The 15,806-nt window shown below is 72.5% G+C and carries 14 protein-coding genes; 4 read left to right on the top strand and 10 right to left on the bottom strand.

Translation table 11 applies throughout. The features are described from left to right. Nucleotides 1-63 precede the first annotated feature (63 nt). Entirely contained in the window at nt 64-2,655 is a 2,592-nt protein-coding gene (locus N912_RS0120285) for a winged helix-turn-helix domain-containing protein (protein WP_028923842.1), read from the bottom strand. 480 nt (nt 2,656-3,135) lie between these two features. Here N912_RS0120285 and N912_RS0120290 point away from each other — a divergent pair, with 480 nt between their 5' ends. From N912_RS0120290 to N912_RS0120300, 3 genes are read left to right on the top strand one after another with little or no spacing between them, the layout of a single operon-like run. Further along, a complete protein-coding gene (locus N912_RS0120290) occupies nt 3,136-3,543 on the top strand; it encodes an ArsR/SmtB family transcription factor (protein ID WP_028923843.1) in 408 nt (135 codons plus the stop codon). A gap of 1 nt (nt 3,544) precedes the next feature. Continuing rightward, nucleotides 3,545-4,189 carry an SRPBCC domain-containing protein gene (locus N912_RS0120295; RefSeq protein ID WP_037065762.1) on the top strand — a complete coding sequence of 215 codons (645 nt, stop codon included), beginning with the start codon at nt 3,545-3,547 and terminating at the stop codon, nt 4,187-4,189. Between the two features lie 41 nt (nt 4,190-4,230). Further along, a complete protein-coding gene (locus N912_RS0120300) occupies nt 4,231-4,794 on the top strand; it encodes an SRPBCC family protein (protein ID WP_245645359.1) in 564 nt (187 codons plus the stop codon). A gap of 71 nt (nt 4,795-4,865) precedes the next feature. Here N912_RS0120300 and N912_RS0120305 read toward each other — a convergent pair whose 3' ends face one another. The 9 genes from N912_RS0120305 to N912_RS0120345 are packed head-to-tail and all read right to left on the bottom strand — an operon-like array spanning nt 4,866 to nt 14,838. Next, nucleotides 4,866-6,980, bottom strand: a complete 2,115-nt coding sequence (locus tag N912_RS0120305; protein ID WP_028923846.1) for a C45 family peptidase — start codon at nt 6,978-6,980, stop codon at nt 4,866-4,868. Between the two features lies 1 nt (nt 6,981). Next, entirely contained in the window at nt 6,982-8,676 is a 1,695-nt protein-coding gene (locus tag N912_RS0120310; RefSeq protein WP_169747914.1) for an ABC transporter substrate-binding protein, read from the bottom strand. Continuing rightward, nucleotides 8,673-9,659, bottom strand: a complete 987-nt coding sequence (locus tag N912_RS65780) for an ABC transporter ATP-binding protein (protein ID WP_028923848.1) — start codon at nt 9,657-9,659, stop codon at nt 8,673-8,675. The genes N912_RS0120310 and N912_RS65780 overlap by 4 nt, the downstream gene beginning before the upstream one ends. After that, nucleotides 9,656-10,450 (bottom strand): ABC transporter ATP-binding protein, encoded by a 795-nt coding sequence (locus tag N912_RS65785; RefSeq protein WP_051580499.1) that lies wholly within the window; start codon nt 10,448-10,450, stop codon nt 9,656-9,658. The genes N912_RS65780 and N912_RS65785 overlap by 4 nt, the downstream gene beginning before the upstream one ends. Next, on the bottom strand, nt 10,437-11,321 hold the full coding sequence (locus N912_RS53340) for an ABC transporter permease (RefSeq protein ID WP_051580500.1): 885 nt from the start codon (nt 11,319-11,321) through the stop codon (nt 10,437-10,439). Before N912_RS53340 ends, N912_RS65785 begins: the two co-directional genes overlap by 14 nt. Further along, on the bottom strand, nt 11,318-12,292 hold the full coding sequence (locus tag N912_RS0120330) for an ABC transporter permease (RefSeq protein WP_028923849.1): 975 nt from the start codon (nt 12,290-12,292) through the stop codon (nt 11,318-11,320). The genes N912_RS53340 and N912_RS0120330 overlap by 4 nt, the downstream gene beginning before the upstream one ends. Then, entirely contained in the window at nt 12,289-13,218 is a 930-nt protein-coding gene (locus tag N912_RS53345; protein ID WP_084211052.1) for an amidohydrolase family protein, read from the bottom strand. The genes N912_RS0120330 and N912_RS53345 overlap by 4 nt, the downstream gene beginning before the upstream one ends. Before the next feature lie 31 nt (nt 13,219-13,249). Continuing rightward, on the bottom strand, nt 13,250-13,849 hold the full coding sequence (locus tag N912_RS0120340) for an alpha/beta hydrolase (RefSeq protein ID WP_169747915.1): 600 nt from the start codon (nt 13,847-13,849) through the stop codon (nt 13,250-13,252). A gap of 38 nt (nt 13,850-13,887) precedes the next feature. Then, the gene (locus tag N912_RS0120345) at nt 13,888-14,838 is read right to left on the bottom strand and encodes a VOC family protein (protein WP_028923851.1); all 951 of its coding nucleotides are present in this window, start codon (nt 14,836-14,838) and stop codon (nt 13,888-13,890) included. A gap of 126 nt (nt 14,839-14,964) precedes the next feature. Here N912_RS0120345 and N912_RS53350 point away from each other — a divergent pair, with 126 nt between their 5' ends. Next, complete coding sequence (locus tag N912_RS53350; protein ID WP_084211053.1) at nt 14,965-15,798, top strand: FCD domain-containing protein; 834 nt, start codon at nt 14,965-14,967, stop codon at nt 15,796-15,798. Nucleotides 15,799-15,806: the final 8 nt, after the last annotated feature.

Genomic DNA, 15,806 nt, shown 5'->3' on the forward strand with positions numbered 1-15,806 from the left:
CACCTGCTCAGCACCAGGATGTAATCGCCGCCGGCGCCGGTCGTCACACGGGAGGGATGAACGTCAGAGCAGACCGAGCCGCCCGGCGGCGGCGATAGCGTCGCGTCGGGTCCCGACGTCGAACTTCCGGTAGATGCTGCGCTGATGGGTCTTGATCGTGTTGACACTGACCCCGAGATCGTCCGCGATCTCCTCGGAGGTGCGCAGCGAGCGCAGCTCGGCGAGCACCTCCAACTCGCGGTCGCTGAGACGCTCGGCGGGACCGAGCGCGCGCCCGGGAACGGCACGCAGGACGTGGTGCACGAATGGCTCAAGGCGGCCGAACCGGCCCAGGTATCGGGCGACCAGAGCCCGAGTTCGCCGGCCTCCGTCGTCGAACGGGCGCAGCGCATTCAGCGGCTCGGCGACCCGCGCGGCCTCGATCAACGCCCGGCGCGTGCGTCGCGTATCACCGCAGAGGTCGGCGCTCACCGCGTCGAGCAGCCAGGCCTGCACGGTCGAGACCGGCGAGACGCAGGTCGAGGCCCGGGCGAGCACCGGAGCAAGGCACCGCTGGGCCGCGGCAACCCGGCCACGATGGAGCTCGACGGTCGCCCTGAGCACGTTGGCCTCGCCGGCGTCTCCCAACGACTGGGTCACGTGCTGGGTGGCTTCCGCCGCCCAGCCCGTCTCGCCCACCCACAGGCTCATCCGCGTGAGCGCCTCGGCCGCGAACGCCACCCACACCGGCTCGAGCGGGCCGGACATCGCGGCCCACGCCCCTCGGATGGCCGCCGGATACGACCGCAGTGCCTCCCGAGTCGCGGACCCGGATCGCACGGCGCGATCGAACCTCACGGTGGCGCCGAGGGCGGTCGCCGCGAACGCCGAAGCCGGGTCTGCCTCGGCGTCAAGCAGCCGGCCAGACAGCGACGAGTACCCGTTCGCGTCGGCGCGGTCGAGCCGCAGGTACGCGACGTGCCCCGCGGTGAGGTAGGCGGACCCGCAGGCCGCTGTCTGTTCCTGTCCCCGCGCGCGGGCGAAGTCGATCGCGGCCTGAGCCCGCGCGCCCGCCTTGTCGAAGTCGCCCCACGACATCGCCGTCGCGGCCAGCCCGGCCAGGCATCGCAGGACCACGTACTCATGGCCGTGGCTGTCGGCCGCGTCGAGCGCCCGGCGCAGGGCCGGCTCGGCCTTGTCGGCAGCGCCGTGCAGCAGGTGGGTGGTGCCCACGGTCAGCTGGGCGAGCTCGTCGACCTCGGGGTCGTTCGCCGCGCGCGCCGCCGCCTCGAGATCGTCAAGGGTCGTGTCCGCGGCGCCGGTCGCGTGGCCGCTGCGCACGCGCAGCACGGCGTGCAGCGCCGCCCACCGCGGATCCTCGGTCCGCACGCTGTCCAGCGCGGCGTCCGCCTCGGCCACGTCGCCGGCCTCCAGGGCCGCGGCCGCCTCCATCAGCCGCACCGAGGGCAGCTCGGCCAGCCGCGCGGGGACGTGCGCGACGAGCGAGCGCAGCCCGTCGGCCTGCCCCGACAGCACCAGCCCAGGCCCCGCCCGTTCGATGAGATCGGCGGCCTGAGCGGCATCGTTCGCGGCGAGCGCATGCCCGACACCACGGCGCGGATCGTCATGCTCGGCATACCACCGCGCCGCGGCGCGGTGCAGCCGTGCCACCGACGCCTCTCCCTGCGTACGTCGCAGCTCCGCGCGCAGGTAGCCACGCAACAGGCGGTGGTACCGATAGGTCCCGGTGGTGCCCGCCGAGAACTCGGTGAGAGCGTTGCACCGGCAAAGATGATCAAGAATCTCACCCGCGTCGTCGAGCCCGGACAGCTCGCCGGCCAGCGCCGGTGTCAGCTCGTCACACACGGACGTGCGCAGCATGAATCCGTGCTCGCGGGGCGACTGGTGCGCAAACAGCTCGCCGACCAGATAGTCGGCGACCGCGCGATGGCCGCTGGCGAACCCCGCGAGCAGCTCCGTCTCGTCGCCGGTCTCCAGCGCCATGGCGGCCAGCCGAAGGCCCGCCGCCCATCCCTCGCTGAGCTCGATCAGCGCATCCATCGCGGCGTCGTCGAGACGAAGACCATGACCGCCGAGCAGCTCAACCGCCTCGTCCCTGGTGAAGGCCAGCTCGCGAGCCCGGATCTCACGCAGCCTCCCATCCACCCGGAGCCGGGGGAAGCCCAGCGCCGGCTCGAACCGGCCCGCGAGAACGAAGCGCAGCGAAGACGGCGGCCACCGCAGCAGCAAGCTCAGGCTCCGCAGCAGATCAGAGTCGGACAGATGCTCGATCTCGTCGAGAAACACCCACACCGGTTCACGCAGCTCGTCGGCCGCGCACACGAACTTGGTGACGAACTCGAGGTCGGGCCGACCGCCCCCCGGCACCGCGACATCGAGCATCGGCAGCGTAGCGAGGACCGTAGCCCAGACCGAGCGGGAGTCGTCGCCCTCGCTCAACGAGACCCAACCGGCCCGCCCGACGGACTGTGCCCACTCCGCCAGCAGCGTCGTCTTCCCCGACCCCGGCGGCCCGGTGACCAGAACGACGTCCTCCGACGTCTGGTCGGTACCCGTCCCAGGCATACCGGACAGCCGCGGCCGAGCCACGAACCGATCCGCCACCGCCGGGATCCTCGTCCTGAAGCCGCTCGGCGCTCGCCCGCCGCGGACCATCACCCCTCCCGACCCATTGAGTGATATGTGATCACACACACTCTCCGTGTGCGGCCCTCAACCACTGTGCTCGTGCGCAGCACCGACCCGCAATGCCCGAACAGGTGCTTTGCCTGCACATTTGGCGCAGTACCGCCCCCGCACACCCCGCACTCGTAGCCAACCGATGTACAGAGAGTGAGCGATGCGCTCACGCGGCAGGCCGGCTTCGGGGTCGAAGGCCGGCGCCCCAAGTCCCAAGAGGCGGACACGCGCGACTCCGAAACCGTGGAGCGTTGTGCGTCCAAGCAGCAGGACCGCTACGCCGGTGGCGGACACGCCGGCGAGCAGCGGCGCGAGGGTGGTGCACACGCTGAGGGATCGGGCCCTCACCTGCTACCGCGGGGCAGAGTTCGCGAACGACGACGAACTCTCAGTCGAACATGGCGTCAGGATACCATGAATGACTTATATAAGTGGAGACTAGTACGGTCCTTGGTTGTGCACGCGTTCGACATCCTTGGCGACCCGGTGCGCCGGCGCATTCTGGAGCTGCTCGCCGACGGCGAACAGACCTCTGGCGCGATCACGGACGTGATCCGGGCCGAGTTCGGGCTCTCCCAGCCGGGTGTCTCACAGCATCTGCGCGTGCTGCGTGACAGCGGGTTCGCGTCGGTGCGGGCTGAGGGCGCTCGCCGGTTCTACGCCGTCGAGCCCGCGCCGCTGAGCGAGGTTGACGCGTGGTTGGACCGGTTTCGCCGGTTGTGGGAACAACGCCTCGACGCTCTGGGAACCGAGCTGGCGCGGGGCAGGCGTGCAGCTCGGACTCCGGCCGGCGGGGAGCCCACCCGACCGGCCGAGCCCGGCACCGATGCGGACAAGACCGATCCATCAGCGAAGGGAACATGACATGAAAGACGTATTGGACGAACTGGCCGCCGCGCGCCGAGCGATGGGCAAGGGCAGCGTGCCCGCCGGCGACGCGTACACCATCGAGGTGCGGCGTCGATACGAAGCGCGGATCGACGACGTCTGGGACGCCCTGACCAGCCCCGAGCGGCTGCCTCGCTGGTTGAAACCGGTCACCGGGGACCTGCGGCTTGGCGGGAAGTTCGAGCTGGACGGTGGTGAGCACGGCGAGATCCTCCGGTGCGAGCCGCCGCGTCTGCTCAAGGTGTCCTGGCTCTACGGACCGGACGCCGACGCTTGGCCCGGCACGAGCGAGGTGGAAGTGCGCCTGGCCCCGGGCCCGACCGGCGACACCGAGTTCGAACTGATCCACGCAGCGATCGTCGAGGAGCCCCTCTTCCCGACCTACGGCCCCGGTGCCGGCGGCGTTGGCTGGGACCTGCATCTCCTCGCCCTGGCCCGGCTGTTGGCCGATGGCGAGACCGCCGACCACGAGGGCGTCCAGCAGTCGCCCGAAGGGCGCGAGTTCATCCGGCGCAGCGCCGCGGCCTGGGGACGGGCTCACCTGGCCGCTGGTGGCGAACCGGAGCACGTCGCGGCCGCGGTCGAGGCCACCACCAAGTTCTACGCACCCGACCCGACCTGACATCCCCACCGCGGCGGGCTGACCAGCATTCCTGGAGACGGATGTCAGACCTCTCCGTCGAGGAGCAGGACGAGCAACACAACAGCATGTCCCACACCTGGAAAGAATGCGCGATGAAGTACACCAACTCGATCGAGATCGCCCTGCCGAGGGAGAAGGTGGCCCAGCTGCTTGCCGACCCTGCACACCTACCGAGGTGGCTGCGGGGCCTGGTGCTGCACGAGCCGGTGAATGGGATACACGGGCAGCTCGGTACGACGTCGCGGGTCGTGATGCGGTCGGGGCAGCGGACGATCGAATGCACCGAAACGATCACACGCCGGGATCCGGCCGACCTGCACGGGATCCCCCAGGGGATCGTCGTTCACTTCGACCGCGAGATCGTCGGCGCGGGCATGTGGAGCGTCGTGCGCGATCGGCTGACCGAAGCCAATCCGGAGACGACGCTCTGGGAGAGCGAGAGCGAATACCGGTTCAGCGGCCTGCTGATGCGGCTGGTGGGGCTTCTCATGCCCGGCGCCTTCCACAAGCAGTCGCAGCAACACATGCGGGACTTCAAGGCGTTCGCCGAACAGGGCAAGGATGTCCGCAAAGGAAGGGACTGATCTGTCGCAATCAGCAACGGTCGGAGCGCCCAGGCGAGCACTGTTCCGGTTACCAACGAGCGTTGGTGTGTTTACGCGTGGCGGCGCAGGGTGAGGCCGGCGGGCGGGCGCACGGCCTCGGCGACCTGCTTGGCGCGTACCTGGGCACGTGTAGCCGAGCGAAGCCGCCGCGACAGGCCGGCCGGTTGAGCGTCAGCGGCGCGGTGCCCGCTGTCGCGGCCCGCCCCGGCGAGCTCGGACTCTGCCAGATGCATGAGGCGGGCGAGCTCGGCGCCCGCCTCGGGACAGCCGTCGAACGCGGCGAGCGCCTCGGATGCATGGGCGAGGTGCGCCCGCGCCCGCCGCTCGGCATCGGCCAGCACCTCGGCGGGCGATGCCGCCAGCGTGATCTCCCAGAACGCGTTGGTCTCGTCGACGTAGTAGTAGCCATGGCCCGGATCGGGGGTGGCCAGCCCGCGAGCGGCCGGTCCGACGCAGGCGCGGTAGGTACCGGAGCCGTCGGCCCTCGGGGCCATGAGGGCGGTGAACGCGTTGCCCCGGTGCGCGACGGAGGAGTTCCACCGTTCGCCGGCGTGCCAGCGCTCGGCGACCTCCCGGACGTCGCCGGGCGGAATCTCGCCGCTGGTGTGGTACAGGGCGTCCAGGTAGTCCAGGTCGATCCGCCCGTAGCCCTCCATCATCGCCCGGTAGTGGAAGCGGTTGCGGCCCTCGCTGGTCTTGGTGATCAGGCGGCGGATCGCGATGGGTCCGGGCGCCTCGTGGATGACCCGGGGATCGACCGTGTGCCACCCGCCGGCCAGGGAGTACTCGTAGCCCGTGCGCGGCGCCCCGTTGAGGTGCCCGGAGCGGGGGCTCAGCGCGTTGTTGTTGGCGTAGAGGAAGTCGTGCGGCGACCCGTAGGCGTCGTAGGTGGCCTCCCTGATGATCGGGTCTGGATCGTCGGGGCAGCCGTTGCGGGCCTCGAAACAGAACGCCCGCTCGCCGTCGGCCCACAGCCCGCCGGCCGTCCCCAGGGTGACCCCGGCGTCCCCCACCGGCAGCCGCAGCATCATGTCCCGGGCCTCGGCGGCGCTGTCGGCGAACTGCAGCGCGTGGAAGGTGGCGGCGCCTCGGCGGACGCCGTACCCCCACTGGTCCCTCGGCTCGCCGCCGCTGGCGCCGCCGTGGTGGACGTAGGCGACGCCCCTGCTGTTCATCCCCGGGTGGCCGCCGAGGTAGTCGCGGCCGATCATCGGGATGGAGCCCTTCACCGAGAAGGGCGTGTAGACGAAGCTGTGGCCGTCCGCCGGGAAGGCGACGATGGTCGCCTGGAACGTGCAGTCGTGGTCGGTGGTCGCGCCGGCCACCAGCCGCCCGTCCGCGGTCGCAGCGCCCCAGGCGCACACGCCGCTGCACAGGTCCGGGACGCCGGCCCTGGGCGGTGACCCTCCGAGGTAGGCCGCGTTCGTGCGCTCGCCGGCGGCGTCGGACTCCGCGTAGGCGAAGGGCCTGGACTCGGTGGCGAACGGGCGGGTGCCGGTCCAGATCGCCAGCACCTGGTCGTAGGACATCGACGCACCGTCCGCCCAACCCTCGACGAAGGCCAGCACCTCGGGCATGTGCCGGCGCAGTTGCGCCTCCCAGATGCGCAGCTGGGCGGTCTCCGCCGCGTCCAGCCGCCTGGCCGCCTGCGGCGCGAAGATCCACCGCCCGAAGATCTCGATGACCTGCTGGGCGTACTGGCGCCCCATGTCCCGGTTCGATCCCTGCAGCACCACGATGGGGCAGATGGACGGCACCAGCGGGACGTCCCCGGCGAAGCTGATCTCGCTGCCCGCCCGGCCGACGAGCTCGGGGAGCGGGGCGTCGAGGACGCGGCCCGCGCGGCAGGCGTCCTGGATCCGCCCCGCGGCGCCGGTGACCTCGCCGAACATCGCGACGACGGTGTCGAGGTCGCCCGAGGCGCCCAGCGGCGGGGCGAAGTCGCCGTAGGTGCCGTCGATGCGGCCGAGCATCCACTTGGCCCGGGCGAGGTCGACGGTCACCCGCTCCAGCGCCCGCCGGGTGGCGACGTACACCGGGTCCCACCAGTCGCGCTCGACCAGCGCGCGGTTGGCGTCGTGCAGCGCGTCGTGTGCGTCGTGGCGCGCCGCGAATGCCGGGCCCAGCTCGGCTGTGTCGATGTCGGACGGCGATTCGACGGACATCTCATCCCCCGTTCGTCAGGTGCGGCCTGGTGTAGAAGTCCTTGTTGGTGGCGACCAGGAGGAAGCTCGGGAAACCTGTCCACCGGTCGTTGTGGGCACTGATCTCGGGTATCTCCGCGATCGGATAGGCCGCGCGCGCCAGGTAGTACATCTCCTGCAGCTTCATGATCCCGGCGTCGCGCTGGGCGGGGTCGCGGGAGGTTGCCCGGTACAGCTCGTCGTAGGCGGGATCGGTGAACCCGGTGAGGTTCCAGGCGCACCACGACGAGCTCACGTAGTGGTCGAGCGTGTCCAGGGGGTTGATGTCGGAGATGTCCACGTCCAGCCACAGGTCCCAGCCGGTGTAGCCGCGCCGGGTGGTGGCGTCGCAGTCGGCGCCGAGGGTCTTCGCCCAGGTCGCCGGCTCGTCCCCGACGGTGAGCTGGGTGGCGTCGACCCCGAGGTCACCCAGGTTGGAGCGCAGGATGGTGGCCGCCCGCGTGATGTTGAACGGCCACGAGTTCGGCGTCACGACCTCGTAGGCCATGCGGTGCGTCGGCTGCCCGGAGCCGGCCGGCACGATCCGCACGCCGTCGGGTCCGCGCCGGTAGCCGAGCTCGTCCAGGATCCGGTTCCCGGCCGCGCAGTCGTGGTCGCGCGCGGGCAGCGCACGGTTGGCGTACTGGCTGGTGCTCCCGAACAGGGTCTCGATCCTCCGCGCGTACCCGTGGAAGACCACGTCGATGACGTCCTGGCGGTCGATGCAGTAGCCCAGCGCCTCCCGGACCCGGGGGTCGAGCAGCTCGCGGTTCTCCGTCTTGTTCGGGTTGCTGTTGAACAGCAGGTCCAGCTGCTCGAACGACGGATCCGCGGACACCGTCGCACCGGGCGTCTTGCGCACGGCCGGAACGGCCGAGGTGGGCACCGAGAGGATGACGTCGACCTCGCCGGCGCGGAAGGCGTGGACCATCGAGTCGGCGTTGGTGAACAGCGTCAGGGTCAGCACCTTCGCCCGCGCGGGCGGGCGGTAGTAGTCCGGATCGCGGACGAAGACCACTGTGCCCCTCGGGTCGAACCGTTGCAGGCGATACGGGCCGCCGGTGACCATCCCGCCCGGGCGCTGGTCGGGCCGGTAGGCCTGCAGGCCCCGCCCGTCCCCGGTCGCCAGCGGCGCCCACACGTGCTCGGGCAGCAGCGGAACGCCGCCGACCGCCTCCAGCGCGTCCGACCGAACCGTGTGGTAGTCGACCACCAGCGTGGTCGGGTCCGGCGCGCTGGCCCGCTCGATGCCGGCCACCACGCCGGCCATCCTGCTGGTGGGGCCGTCCCGGAACCTCAGGGTCGTGTTGATCGTCCACGCCGCGTCCCGCGCGGTGATGGGGCCCCCGTCCGACCACTTCGCGGTGGGCCGCAGGTGGAACGTGATGCGCCGGTAGTCCGGCGCGATGTCCCACGACGTCGCCAGGTCCGGCGCCGGGTGCCAGCCGCCGGCACCGGCGTCCTGCTCGATCAACCGGGGGTAGGCCAGCATCTTGCCGATCCCCGACGGGAGGGTCAGCGTCAGCCACGGGTTGAGCGACTGGGAGGTCTCGACCACCCCGACGCGCAGCACGCCGCCCTCCGCATCGGCGCTCGACACCCGGGCCGCCGTGCCGTTCCCGCAGGCCGCAACCATCAGCGCGACGACGACGGCGAGACCCACCCTCCTGCCGGTCACGATGTCTCCACCAGCCAGCAGGCGGCGCGGTGGCCGTCGACGTCCGGGAGCCGGGGGTCGTCGCGGCGGCAGCGCTCGGTCACCGCCGGGCATCGGGGGTGGAAGCGGCAGCCGGGCGGGACCGCGCCGGCGTCGGGGATCTCGCCCCTCAGGACGCGTGGCTGCCCGCGCCGGCGCGGGTCGGCGGACGGGACGACCGACAGCAGCGCCCGCGTGTACGGGTGGCGGGGCGCGCGGACGACGGCCTGGGCCGGGCCCTCCTCGACCACCCGGCCCAGGTACATCACGGCGATCCGGTCGGCGAAGTGGGCGGCGGTGGACAGGTCGTGGGTGACCATGACGATGGCGAGGCCGTCGCGGCGCAGGCCGTCGAGCAGCCGCAGGATGCCGGCCCGCACGGAGACGTCGAGCATCGACACCGGCTCGTCGGCCACGATGAGCTCCGGCCCGAGGATCAACGCGGCGGCGATCGCGACGCGCTGGCGCTGGCCACCGGACAGCTCGTGCGGATAGCGCTCCAGGAACCGCTCGGGCGGGGTCAGCCCGGCCCGCTCCAGCGCCCGCGACACCGCCGCCCGGCGCCGCTCACGGGTGCCGCCCGTGCGGTGGATCAGCAGCGGTTCCTCGACGGTGGCGCGGACCCGGAAGCGTGGGTCCAGCGACTCGTAGGGATCCTGGTGGATGAGCGCGACGCGGCGGCGCATCGCGCGCAGCCGGCGCTCGTCCAGGCCCGCGACGTCCTCGCCGTCGAAGCGGACCCGCCCGGAGTGCGGCTGGACCAGGCGCAGGCCGGCGTGGGCCAGCGTGGTCTTGCCGCAGCCGGACTCGCCGACGACGGCCAGCATCTCGCCCCGCGCCACGGACAGCGTGACGCCGTCGACGGCGGTGACGTACCCGCGCCCCCGGCCGGCCAGCGCGCCGAGCAGGCTCCGCCGCGCCGGGAACCGGACCGCGACCCGATCCAGGGTGAGCAGCTCGGTCATCGCGCCACCTCTCCCCACAGGTCGGGCGTGGCCTCGAACAGCAGCCGGGTGTAGGGATGCCGAGGCCGGTGGTAGAGGTCGTCGACGGTGCCCGCCTCCGCGATCTCGCCGGCGTACAGCACGGCGGCCCGCGCGCAGGTCTGGGCGACGACGGCGAGGTCGTGGGTCACGAGCACCACCGCCAGGCCCAGCTCGTCGGCCAGCCGCCCGAGCAGCTCCAGGATCTGGGCCTGCATCATCACGTCCAGGGCCGTCGTCGGCTCGTCGGCCAGCAGCACCGACGGGTCGCACGCCAGCGCGAGCGCGATCGAGGTCCGCTGGCGCATGCCGCCGGACAGCTCGTGCGGGTACGCGCGCGCCCGCGCCGGCGGGATGCCGACCAGTTCGAGCAGCTCGGCGGCCCGCAGGCGGGCGCGCCTGCCCCGGGCCACGCCGTGCAGCTCCATCGGCTCGACCAGCTGGTCGCCGATCCGGCGCACCGGGTTCAGGGCGTTCATCGCCCCCTGGAAGACCATCGCGACGCGGCGCCAGCGGATCGGGCGCAGGCCCTCCTCGCCGCCGGCGAGCACGTCCCGGCCGTCCAGCAGCACCCGCCCCGCCACGCTGGCCGACGCCGGGAGCAGCCCCATCACGGCCATGATCGCGGTCGTCTTGCCGCTCCCCGACTCCCCGACCAGCCCCATCCGCTCGCCGCGGTCGAGGGCGAACGAGACGCCGCGCACCGCGTGCACCTCGCCGCCGTCCGGCAGCTCGAACCAGACGTGCAGGTCCCGCACCTCAAGCAGCGGCATCGTCATCGACCTCTCGCGGGACCGGCGGGCGAACGCGGAAGCGCCGCCCGGACAGGTGTCCGACCCGCAGCCGGGGGTTCAGCGAGTCCTCGATCGACTGGCCGACCATCGTGCAGGCCAGCACCACGGCCGCCACGCACACGCCGGGCGGGACCACCGCCCACCAGGCATCGTTGAGCACCGCCGCGCCCCGGAACGAGTTCTGGATCAGCCGCCCCCACGAGACCAGCGTCGGGTCGCCGAGGCCTAGGAACGCGATGAAGGTCTCCGCGAAGATCGCGCTCGACACCAGCAGCACGGTGTTGGCGATCAGCAGCGGGGCCACCTGGGGCAGCACGTGCCGGGTGATCACGCGCGGGTGGCCGGCGCCCAGCGCCCGGGAGCGGGTCACGTACGGCCGGGCGCGCAGCGTCTTGACCTGCGCGCGGATCACCCGGGCGGTGTACGTCCAGTAGACCGCGCCGATGATCAGGACGACGTTGGTCAGCGTCCGCCCGAACAGCGCCGCGACCACGATCATGGTCGGCACCGTCGGGAGCACGATCACGTAGTCGGTGATCCGCATCAGCACGCCGTCCGTGCGCCCGCCGAAGTAGCCGGCGACCAGCCCGACCAGGCCGCCGACCGCCGCCGCCACCGCGGCCGCCGCGAAGCCGATGACCAGCGACACGCGGGTGCCGTCGAGGAGCAGCGACAGCATGTCCACGCCGCCGTCGTCGGTCCCGAGCGGGTGGGCCGGGCTCGGCGGCTCGTACACCGCGCCCGACCTGGCGGTGGTGCTGTAGGGGGCCAGCAGCGGGCCGAGCACGCCGGCCGCGACGAAGGCGACGACGATCACCAGCCCGACCCGCGGTTGGCGCCCGGCGCTCATGCGATCACCCGAGGGTCGAGCGCGGCGTAGAGGAGGTCGGCGGCCAGGTTGCTGAGGATCACCGTGACCGTCACGACCAGGAAGATGCCCTGGAGCACCGGCCAGTCCCGCTGGTCGATCGCGTGCACGGCGCGCAGCCCGACGCCGGGATACGAGAACACGTACTCGATCGTGATCGCGCCGCCGGCGATGAACCCGATCGACATGGCGACCGCCGTGACCTGCGGCAACATCGCGTTACGGAATGCGTGCCGCCAGACGATCCGCCGGTCCCGCATGCCCATGGCCCTGGCCGTGAGGACGTAGTCCTCTCCCAGGGTCTCCAGCATGGACGACCTGCTGATCATCGTGAACTCGCCGAAGATCACCAGCGCCAGCGTCGACACCGGCAGGATCATGTGGCGGAGGCGGTCGCCCACCACCTCCCACGTCGACGCGTCGGCGAGCACGCCGAGCATCGGGTCCACCGCGCCCGCCGCCGGCACGCCGAGCCAGCCGGCCACGAACAGCACCATCAGCAGCCCCAGCCACTGCGGGGGAAGCGCGTGGCACACCAGCGCGGTCCAGGTGGTGCCCCGGTCCACCGCGGTGCCGCGCCGCCAGGCCGCGAGGACACCGGTGCCGACGCCCAGCGCGACGGCCACGACCAGGCTCAGCGCCATCACCGGCACGGAGTTGAGCAGCGGCGGCCCGATCTCCTCCAGCACCGGGCGCCGCGAGTCCAGCGAGAGCCCGAGGTCGCCGTGGGCCAACCCGCTCAGGTAGATCCAGTACTGCTCCGGCAGCGGCCGGTCCAGGCCCAGGGCGTGGCGCTGGGACGCCCGGAACTCGGCGGAGCACTGGCCGCACTGCAGGGCGGTGACCGCATCGCCGGGGACGGCGCGGAAGAGCACGAAGTTGAGCGAGATCGCCATGACGATCGTGACCATCGCGAACGCCACCCGCCTGACGACGACGTCCGCGCGCCTCATCGCTCGCCGCCTCGGGGTGCCAGGAGCAGCCGCTCGGCGGTGCCGTGCTCGATCGCCGAGCGTGCCTCGGCGCTCACGCCGAGCCGATCCATGATCCCGATCGTCTGCTCGATGTAGTCCAGCCCGCCGCCGGGGCCGAACGGCGTGTCGCTGCCGAACAGGACCCGTTCGGCGCCGAAGAAGTCGAGGGCGCACCGCGCGGCGGCGGCCGATCCGGACACCGCGGTGTCGGCGTAGGCGCGTCGCAGGTCGGCGCGGACGGCCTCGGACAGCCGTCCTTCGAAGAACGGCACCATCGCGCCGCCGTGGTGGGCGATCACCACCGCGTCCGGAACCCGCCGGAACAGGCCGGCGTGCGCCAGCCGGGCCAGCGCGACAGTGGTCGCGTACGGCCAGCCGAAGGTTCGCCACAGCCCGTGCTCGGACTCCGCCTCGCCGGGGTAGTCGGGGATCGGCATCCGGGCCGGATGCAGCAGGCACGGCAGCCCGGCGGACAGCGCCGTCTCCAGCGTCGGCAGCACCGCCGGGTCGTCGAGCGGCCGGCCGTCCAGGTCGGTGTGGCACTGGAAGCCGACCAGCCCGAGGTCCGCGAAGCGCGCGATCTCCCGTTCGGTGGCGCGCGGGTCGCACAGCGGAAGCTGCCCGAACGCGCCGGGGAACCGCCGGGGATGGTCCGCGACCAGGCCGGCCAGCTCCTCGTTCAGCTCGGCGCACAGGTAGGGCAGGCGCGCGGCGTCGACGAGCGTCTCGGGCGGTGGGACGGCGACCGAGGCCACCTGCCGGTACCCGGGGAACCGGTCGATCATCTCCAGGCGGGCACCGACGTCGGTGAGCGCCCTGACGTCCTCCCGGTACGGGCTGTCCGTGGCCGCCACTCGCGCGGCGTACCGGGGCGGGTGAACGTGTGCGGCAACGTCGACGATCACGTTTCCTCCGCTTGCTGGTGAGCGGGTTGATCTAGGGTCGGGTCATCGAGTCGAGCAGTTCCGCCGCGGCCGCGATCCCGGTGTCGTCGATCTCGTGCGCGCCGCCGGGCCGAACCTCCAGCCGGACCCGCGCGCCCATCCCGGCCAGCGCCGAGGCGGTCTCCCGCACCCGGGCCAGCGGGACGTGGTCGTCGTTGTCACCGCAGGCCAGGAGCACGGGCGTGCCGTCCAGCCGGCCGGTGTGGTCGGGCGGTCCGATGAGCCCGCCGATCAGGCCGATCACGGCCCCGTAGCGGGCCGGGCGCCGAGCCAGGTACTCCAGCGCGAGGCAGGCACCCTGGGAGAACCCCACCAGGGCGGTCCGGCTTCGGGGCAGGCCGGCCCGGTCCACGCGTTCCACGACGTCGTCGACGGCCGCCAGCGCCGAGTCCAGCCACGGCTGGTTGCGCTCCAGGGGGTCCAGGAAGCTGTGCGGGTACCAGCTCCCGCCGGCGGCCGAGGGCGCCAGGAACCAGCGCGAGCGGCCGCCGAGGCGCGGCGCCAGCTCGGCGATGCGCTCCGGGCTGTCGTGGCGCCCGTGCAGGAGGATGACCGCGGCCGAGGCGCCCACCTCGCTCCCGAGCTCCAGCACGCGACCACTGCGGTGTGGCCCGTTTCCGGTGCCCATCCTCAGGCGTTGGGGTCGTGGATGGGCGGCAGCGTCCGCTCCAGCCGGCCCCGCCACGGCTCCAGGAAGACCGGGAGCTTGAACGACTGGCCGAGGAACTCCTCGGGCTCGTCCCGGGTGAAGCCCGGCACGTCGGTGGCGACCTCGCAGCGGACGCCGCCGGGCTCGCTGAAGTAGAGCGAGTGGAAGTAGGCGCGGTCGACGATCGGCGTCGCCTCGATCCGGTGCCGGCGCAGGTCCGCCGCGTGCGCGTAGAGCGTGTCGCGGTCGGGCGCGCGGAAGGCGATGTGGTGCACGGCCCCGACACCGATCCGGCCGCCTCGGTCGTCATCGTCGTCGTCGGTGCGCAGCAGGTCGATCCGGTCGGCCAGGCACCCGTCACCGGTCTCGAACCGCGTGCGGTCGCCCTCCTCGCCGACCCGGCGGTAGCCCAGCGCCTCGACCAGGAACCGGGCCGTGGCGGCGGTGTCGCGGTGAGCGATCGTGACACCCGAGAAGCCCCGCAGGTGCTCCTGCGCCGGCACCGGGGAGTTGGCCCACGGGTGCACCTGCGCCACGGACGCCCGGCCGACGATCTCGACGGACATGTCGTCCGGGTCCTTGAACGCCACCACCTCCTCGCCGAACCGGACCAGGCGCTCCACCTTGGTCCCGGCCCGCTCCAGCCGGTCGGTCCAGTAGCCCAGCGCGGCGGCCGGCGCGGCGAACGACGTGCCCACGACCAGCCCGGCGCCCTCCCGGCCACGCCGCTCCTCGGGCCAGGGGAAGAACGTCATCGCCGTGCCCGGCGCGGCCAGGCCGTCGCCGTAGTACGTGTGGTAGGTCTCCGGGTCGTCGAAGTTGACAGTCTTCTTCGCGAACCGAAGCCCCAGCAGCCCGCAGTAGAAGTCGATGTTGCGCTGTGCGTCGCCGCAGATAGCGGTCACGTGGTGCAGCCCGACGGTCTCCGTCATGGACGCCTCCGGTGGTCCTGTTGACGTCCTGAACGTATCCACTCGTGTATACGTTGTCAACAGACCGGCGAACCACGGCAAGATCCAGTCGCGCGGGTACGATGACGGCAAATCGAGGAGCCGCGGATGCCAGAGCAGCCCACCGCCGCGCTCAGCGCCGCGGTGCGTGAGCGCCGGGTCGACCTCGGTCGGACGCTGGCCGAGGTCGGGGCCGACGCCGGGGTGTCCGTCTCCTACCTCAGCCTGATCGAGCGCGGGCTGCGGCGCGCCCCCGCGGCCGTCGCCGGTCGCCTCGAGCTGGCGCTGGAGATGGATCCGGGCAGCCTGGCCGCGCTGGACGACGACGGCTCCGGCCACGCCGTGGAGCGGACGTACCGGTTGATCCGGCGCGCCATCCTGGACGGCGACCTGCGGCCCAACGAACGGATCCTCCAGGCCGAGCTGGCCGAACGGTTCGGCGTGAGCCGCACGCCGGTGCGCGAGTCCCTCCAGCGCCTGGAGGCGGAAGGCCTGGTCGACAGCAGCGTCGGGCGCGGCTGGAAGGTGCATGAGCACACGGCTCGCGAGGTGCGCGACATCTACGAGCTGCGCGCCGCGCTGGAGGGCTACGCCGCCCGCCTCGCCGCCGAGCGCGCCACCCGCGCCCAGTGCGATCGCATCCTCGAACTGGCGGGCGCCCGCGAGGGCGTGTCGTACGTCGAGGAGAACGAGGAGTTCCACGCCGCGGTCGCCCACGCCTCGGGCAACCAGATGCTGATCACCGCGATCGACCAGAACATCCAGCACCACTTCAACCGCCGGCTGGCCGGCCTCTACACGGCCCGCGACCGCACCCTCGCCCGCCGTGAGCACCACGCCATCGCGACGGCGATCGGGCGCTCGCATCCCGCGCGCGCCGAAGCGGTGAGCCGACGGCACGTGGCGCGCTCGCTCGAGCTGGTCCTGCGCGTTCAGTCCTGACCCGCTCG

The sequence above is a fragment of the Actinospineispora acaciae DSM 45401 genome (assembly GCF_000620785.1).
GTDB classification, from domain to species: Bacteria; Actinomycetota; Actinomycetes; order Mycobacteriales; family Pseudonocardiaceae; genus Pseudonocardia; species Pseudonocardia acaciae.

Excerpts from the sequence above, each read along its gene's own strand:
- N912_RS53340 (WP_051580500.1), bottom strand. The coding sequence starts at position 11,321 with ATGAGCGCCGGGCGCCAACCGCGGGTCGGGCTGGTGATCGTCGTCGCC.
- N912_RS65785 (WP_051580499.1), bottom strand. The coding sequence starts at position 10,450 with ATGCCGCTGCTTGAGGTGCGGGACCTGCACGTCTGGTTCGAGCTGCCG.
- N912_RS0120300 (WP_245645359.1), top strand. The coding sequence starts at position 4,231 with ATGTCAGACCTCTCCGTCGAGGAGCAGGACGAGCAACACAACAGCATG.
- N912_RS53350 (WP_084211053.1), top strand. The coding sequence starts at position 14,965 with ATGCCAGAGCAGCCCACCGCCGCGCTCAGCGCCGCGGTGCGTGAGCGC.
- N912_RS0120305 (WP_028923846.1), bottom strand. The coding sequence starts at position 6,980 with ATGTCCGTCGAATCGCCGTCCGACATCGACACAGCCGAGCTGGGCCCG.
- N912_RS0120295 (WP_037065762.1), top strand. The coding sequence starts at position 3,545 with ATGAAAGACGTATTGGACGAACTGGCCGCCGCGCGCCGAGCGATGGGC.
- N912_RS0120345 (WP_028923851.1), bottom strand. The coding sequence starts at position 14,838 with ATGACGGAGACCGTCGGGCTGCACCACGTGACCGCTATCTGCGGCGAC.
- N912_RS65780 (WP_028923848.1), bottom strand. The coding sequence starts at position 9,659 with ATGACCGAGCTGCTCACCCTGGATCGGGTCGCGGTCCGGTTCCCGGCG.
- N912_RS0120330 (WP_028923849.1), bottom strand. The coding sequence starts at position 12,292 with ATGAGGCGCGCGGACGTCGTCGTCAGGCGGGTGGCGTTCGCGATGGTC.
- N912_RS0120285 (WP_028923842.1), bottom strand. The coding sequence starts at position 2,655 with ATGGTCCGCGGCGGGCGAGCGCCGAGCGGCTTCAGGACGAGGATCCCG.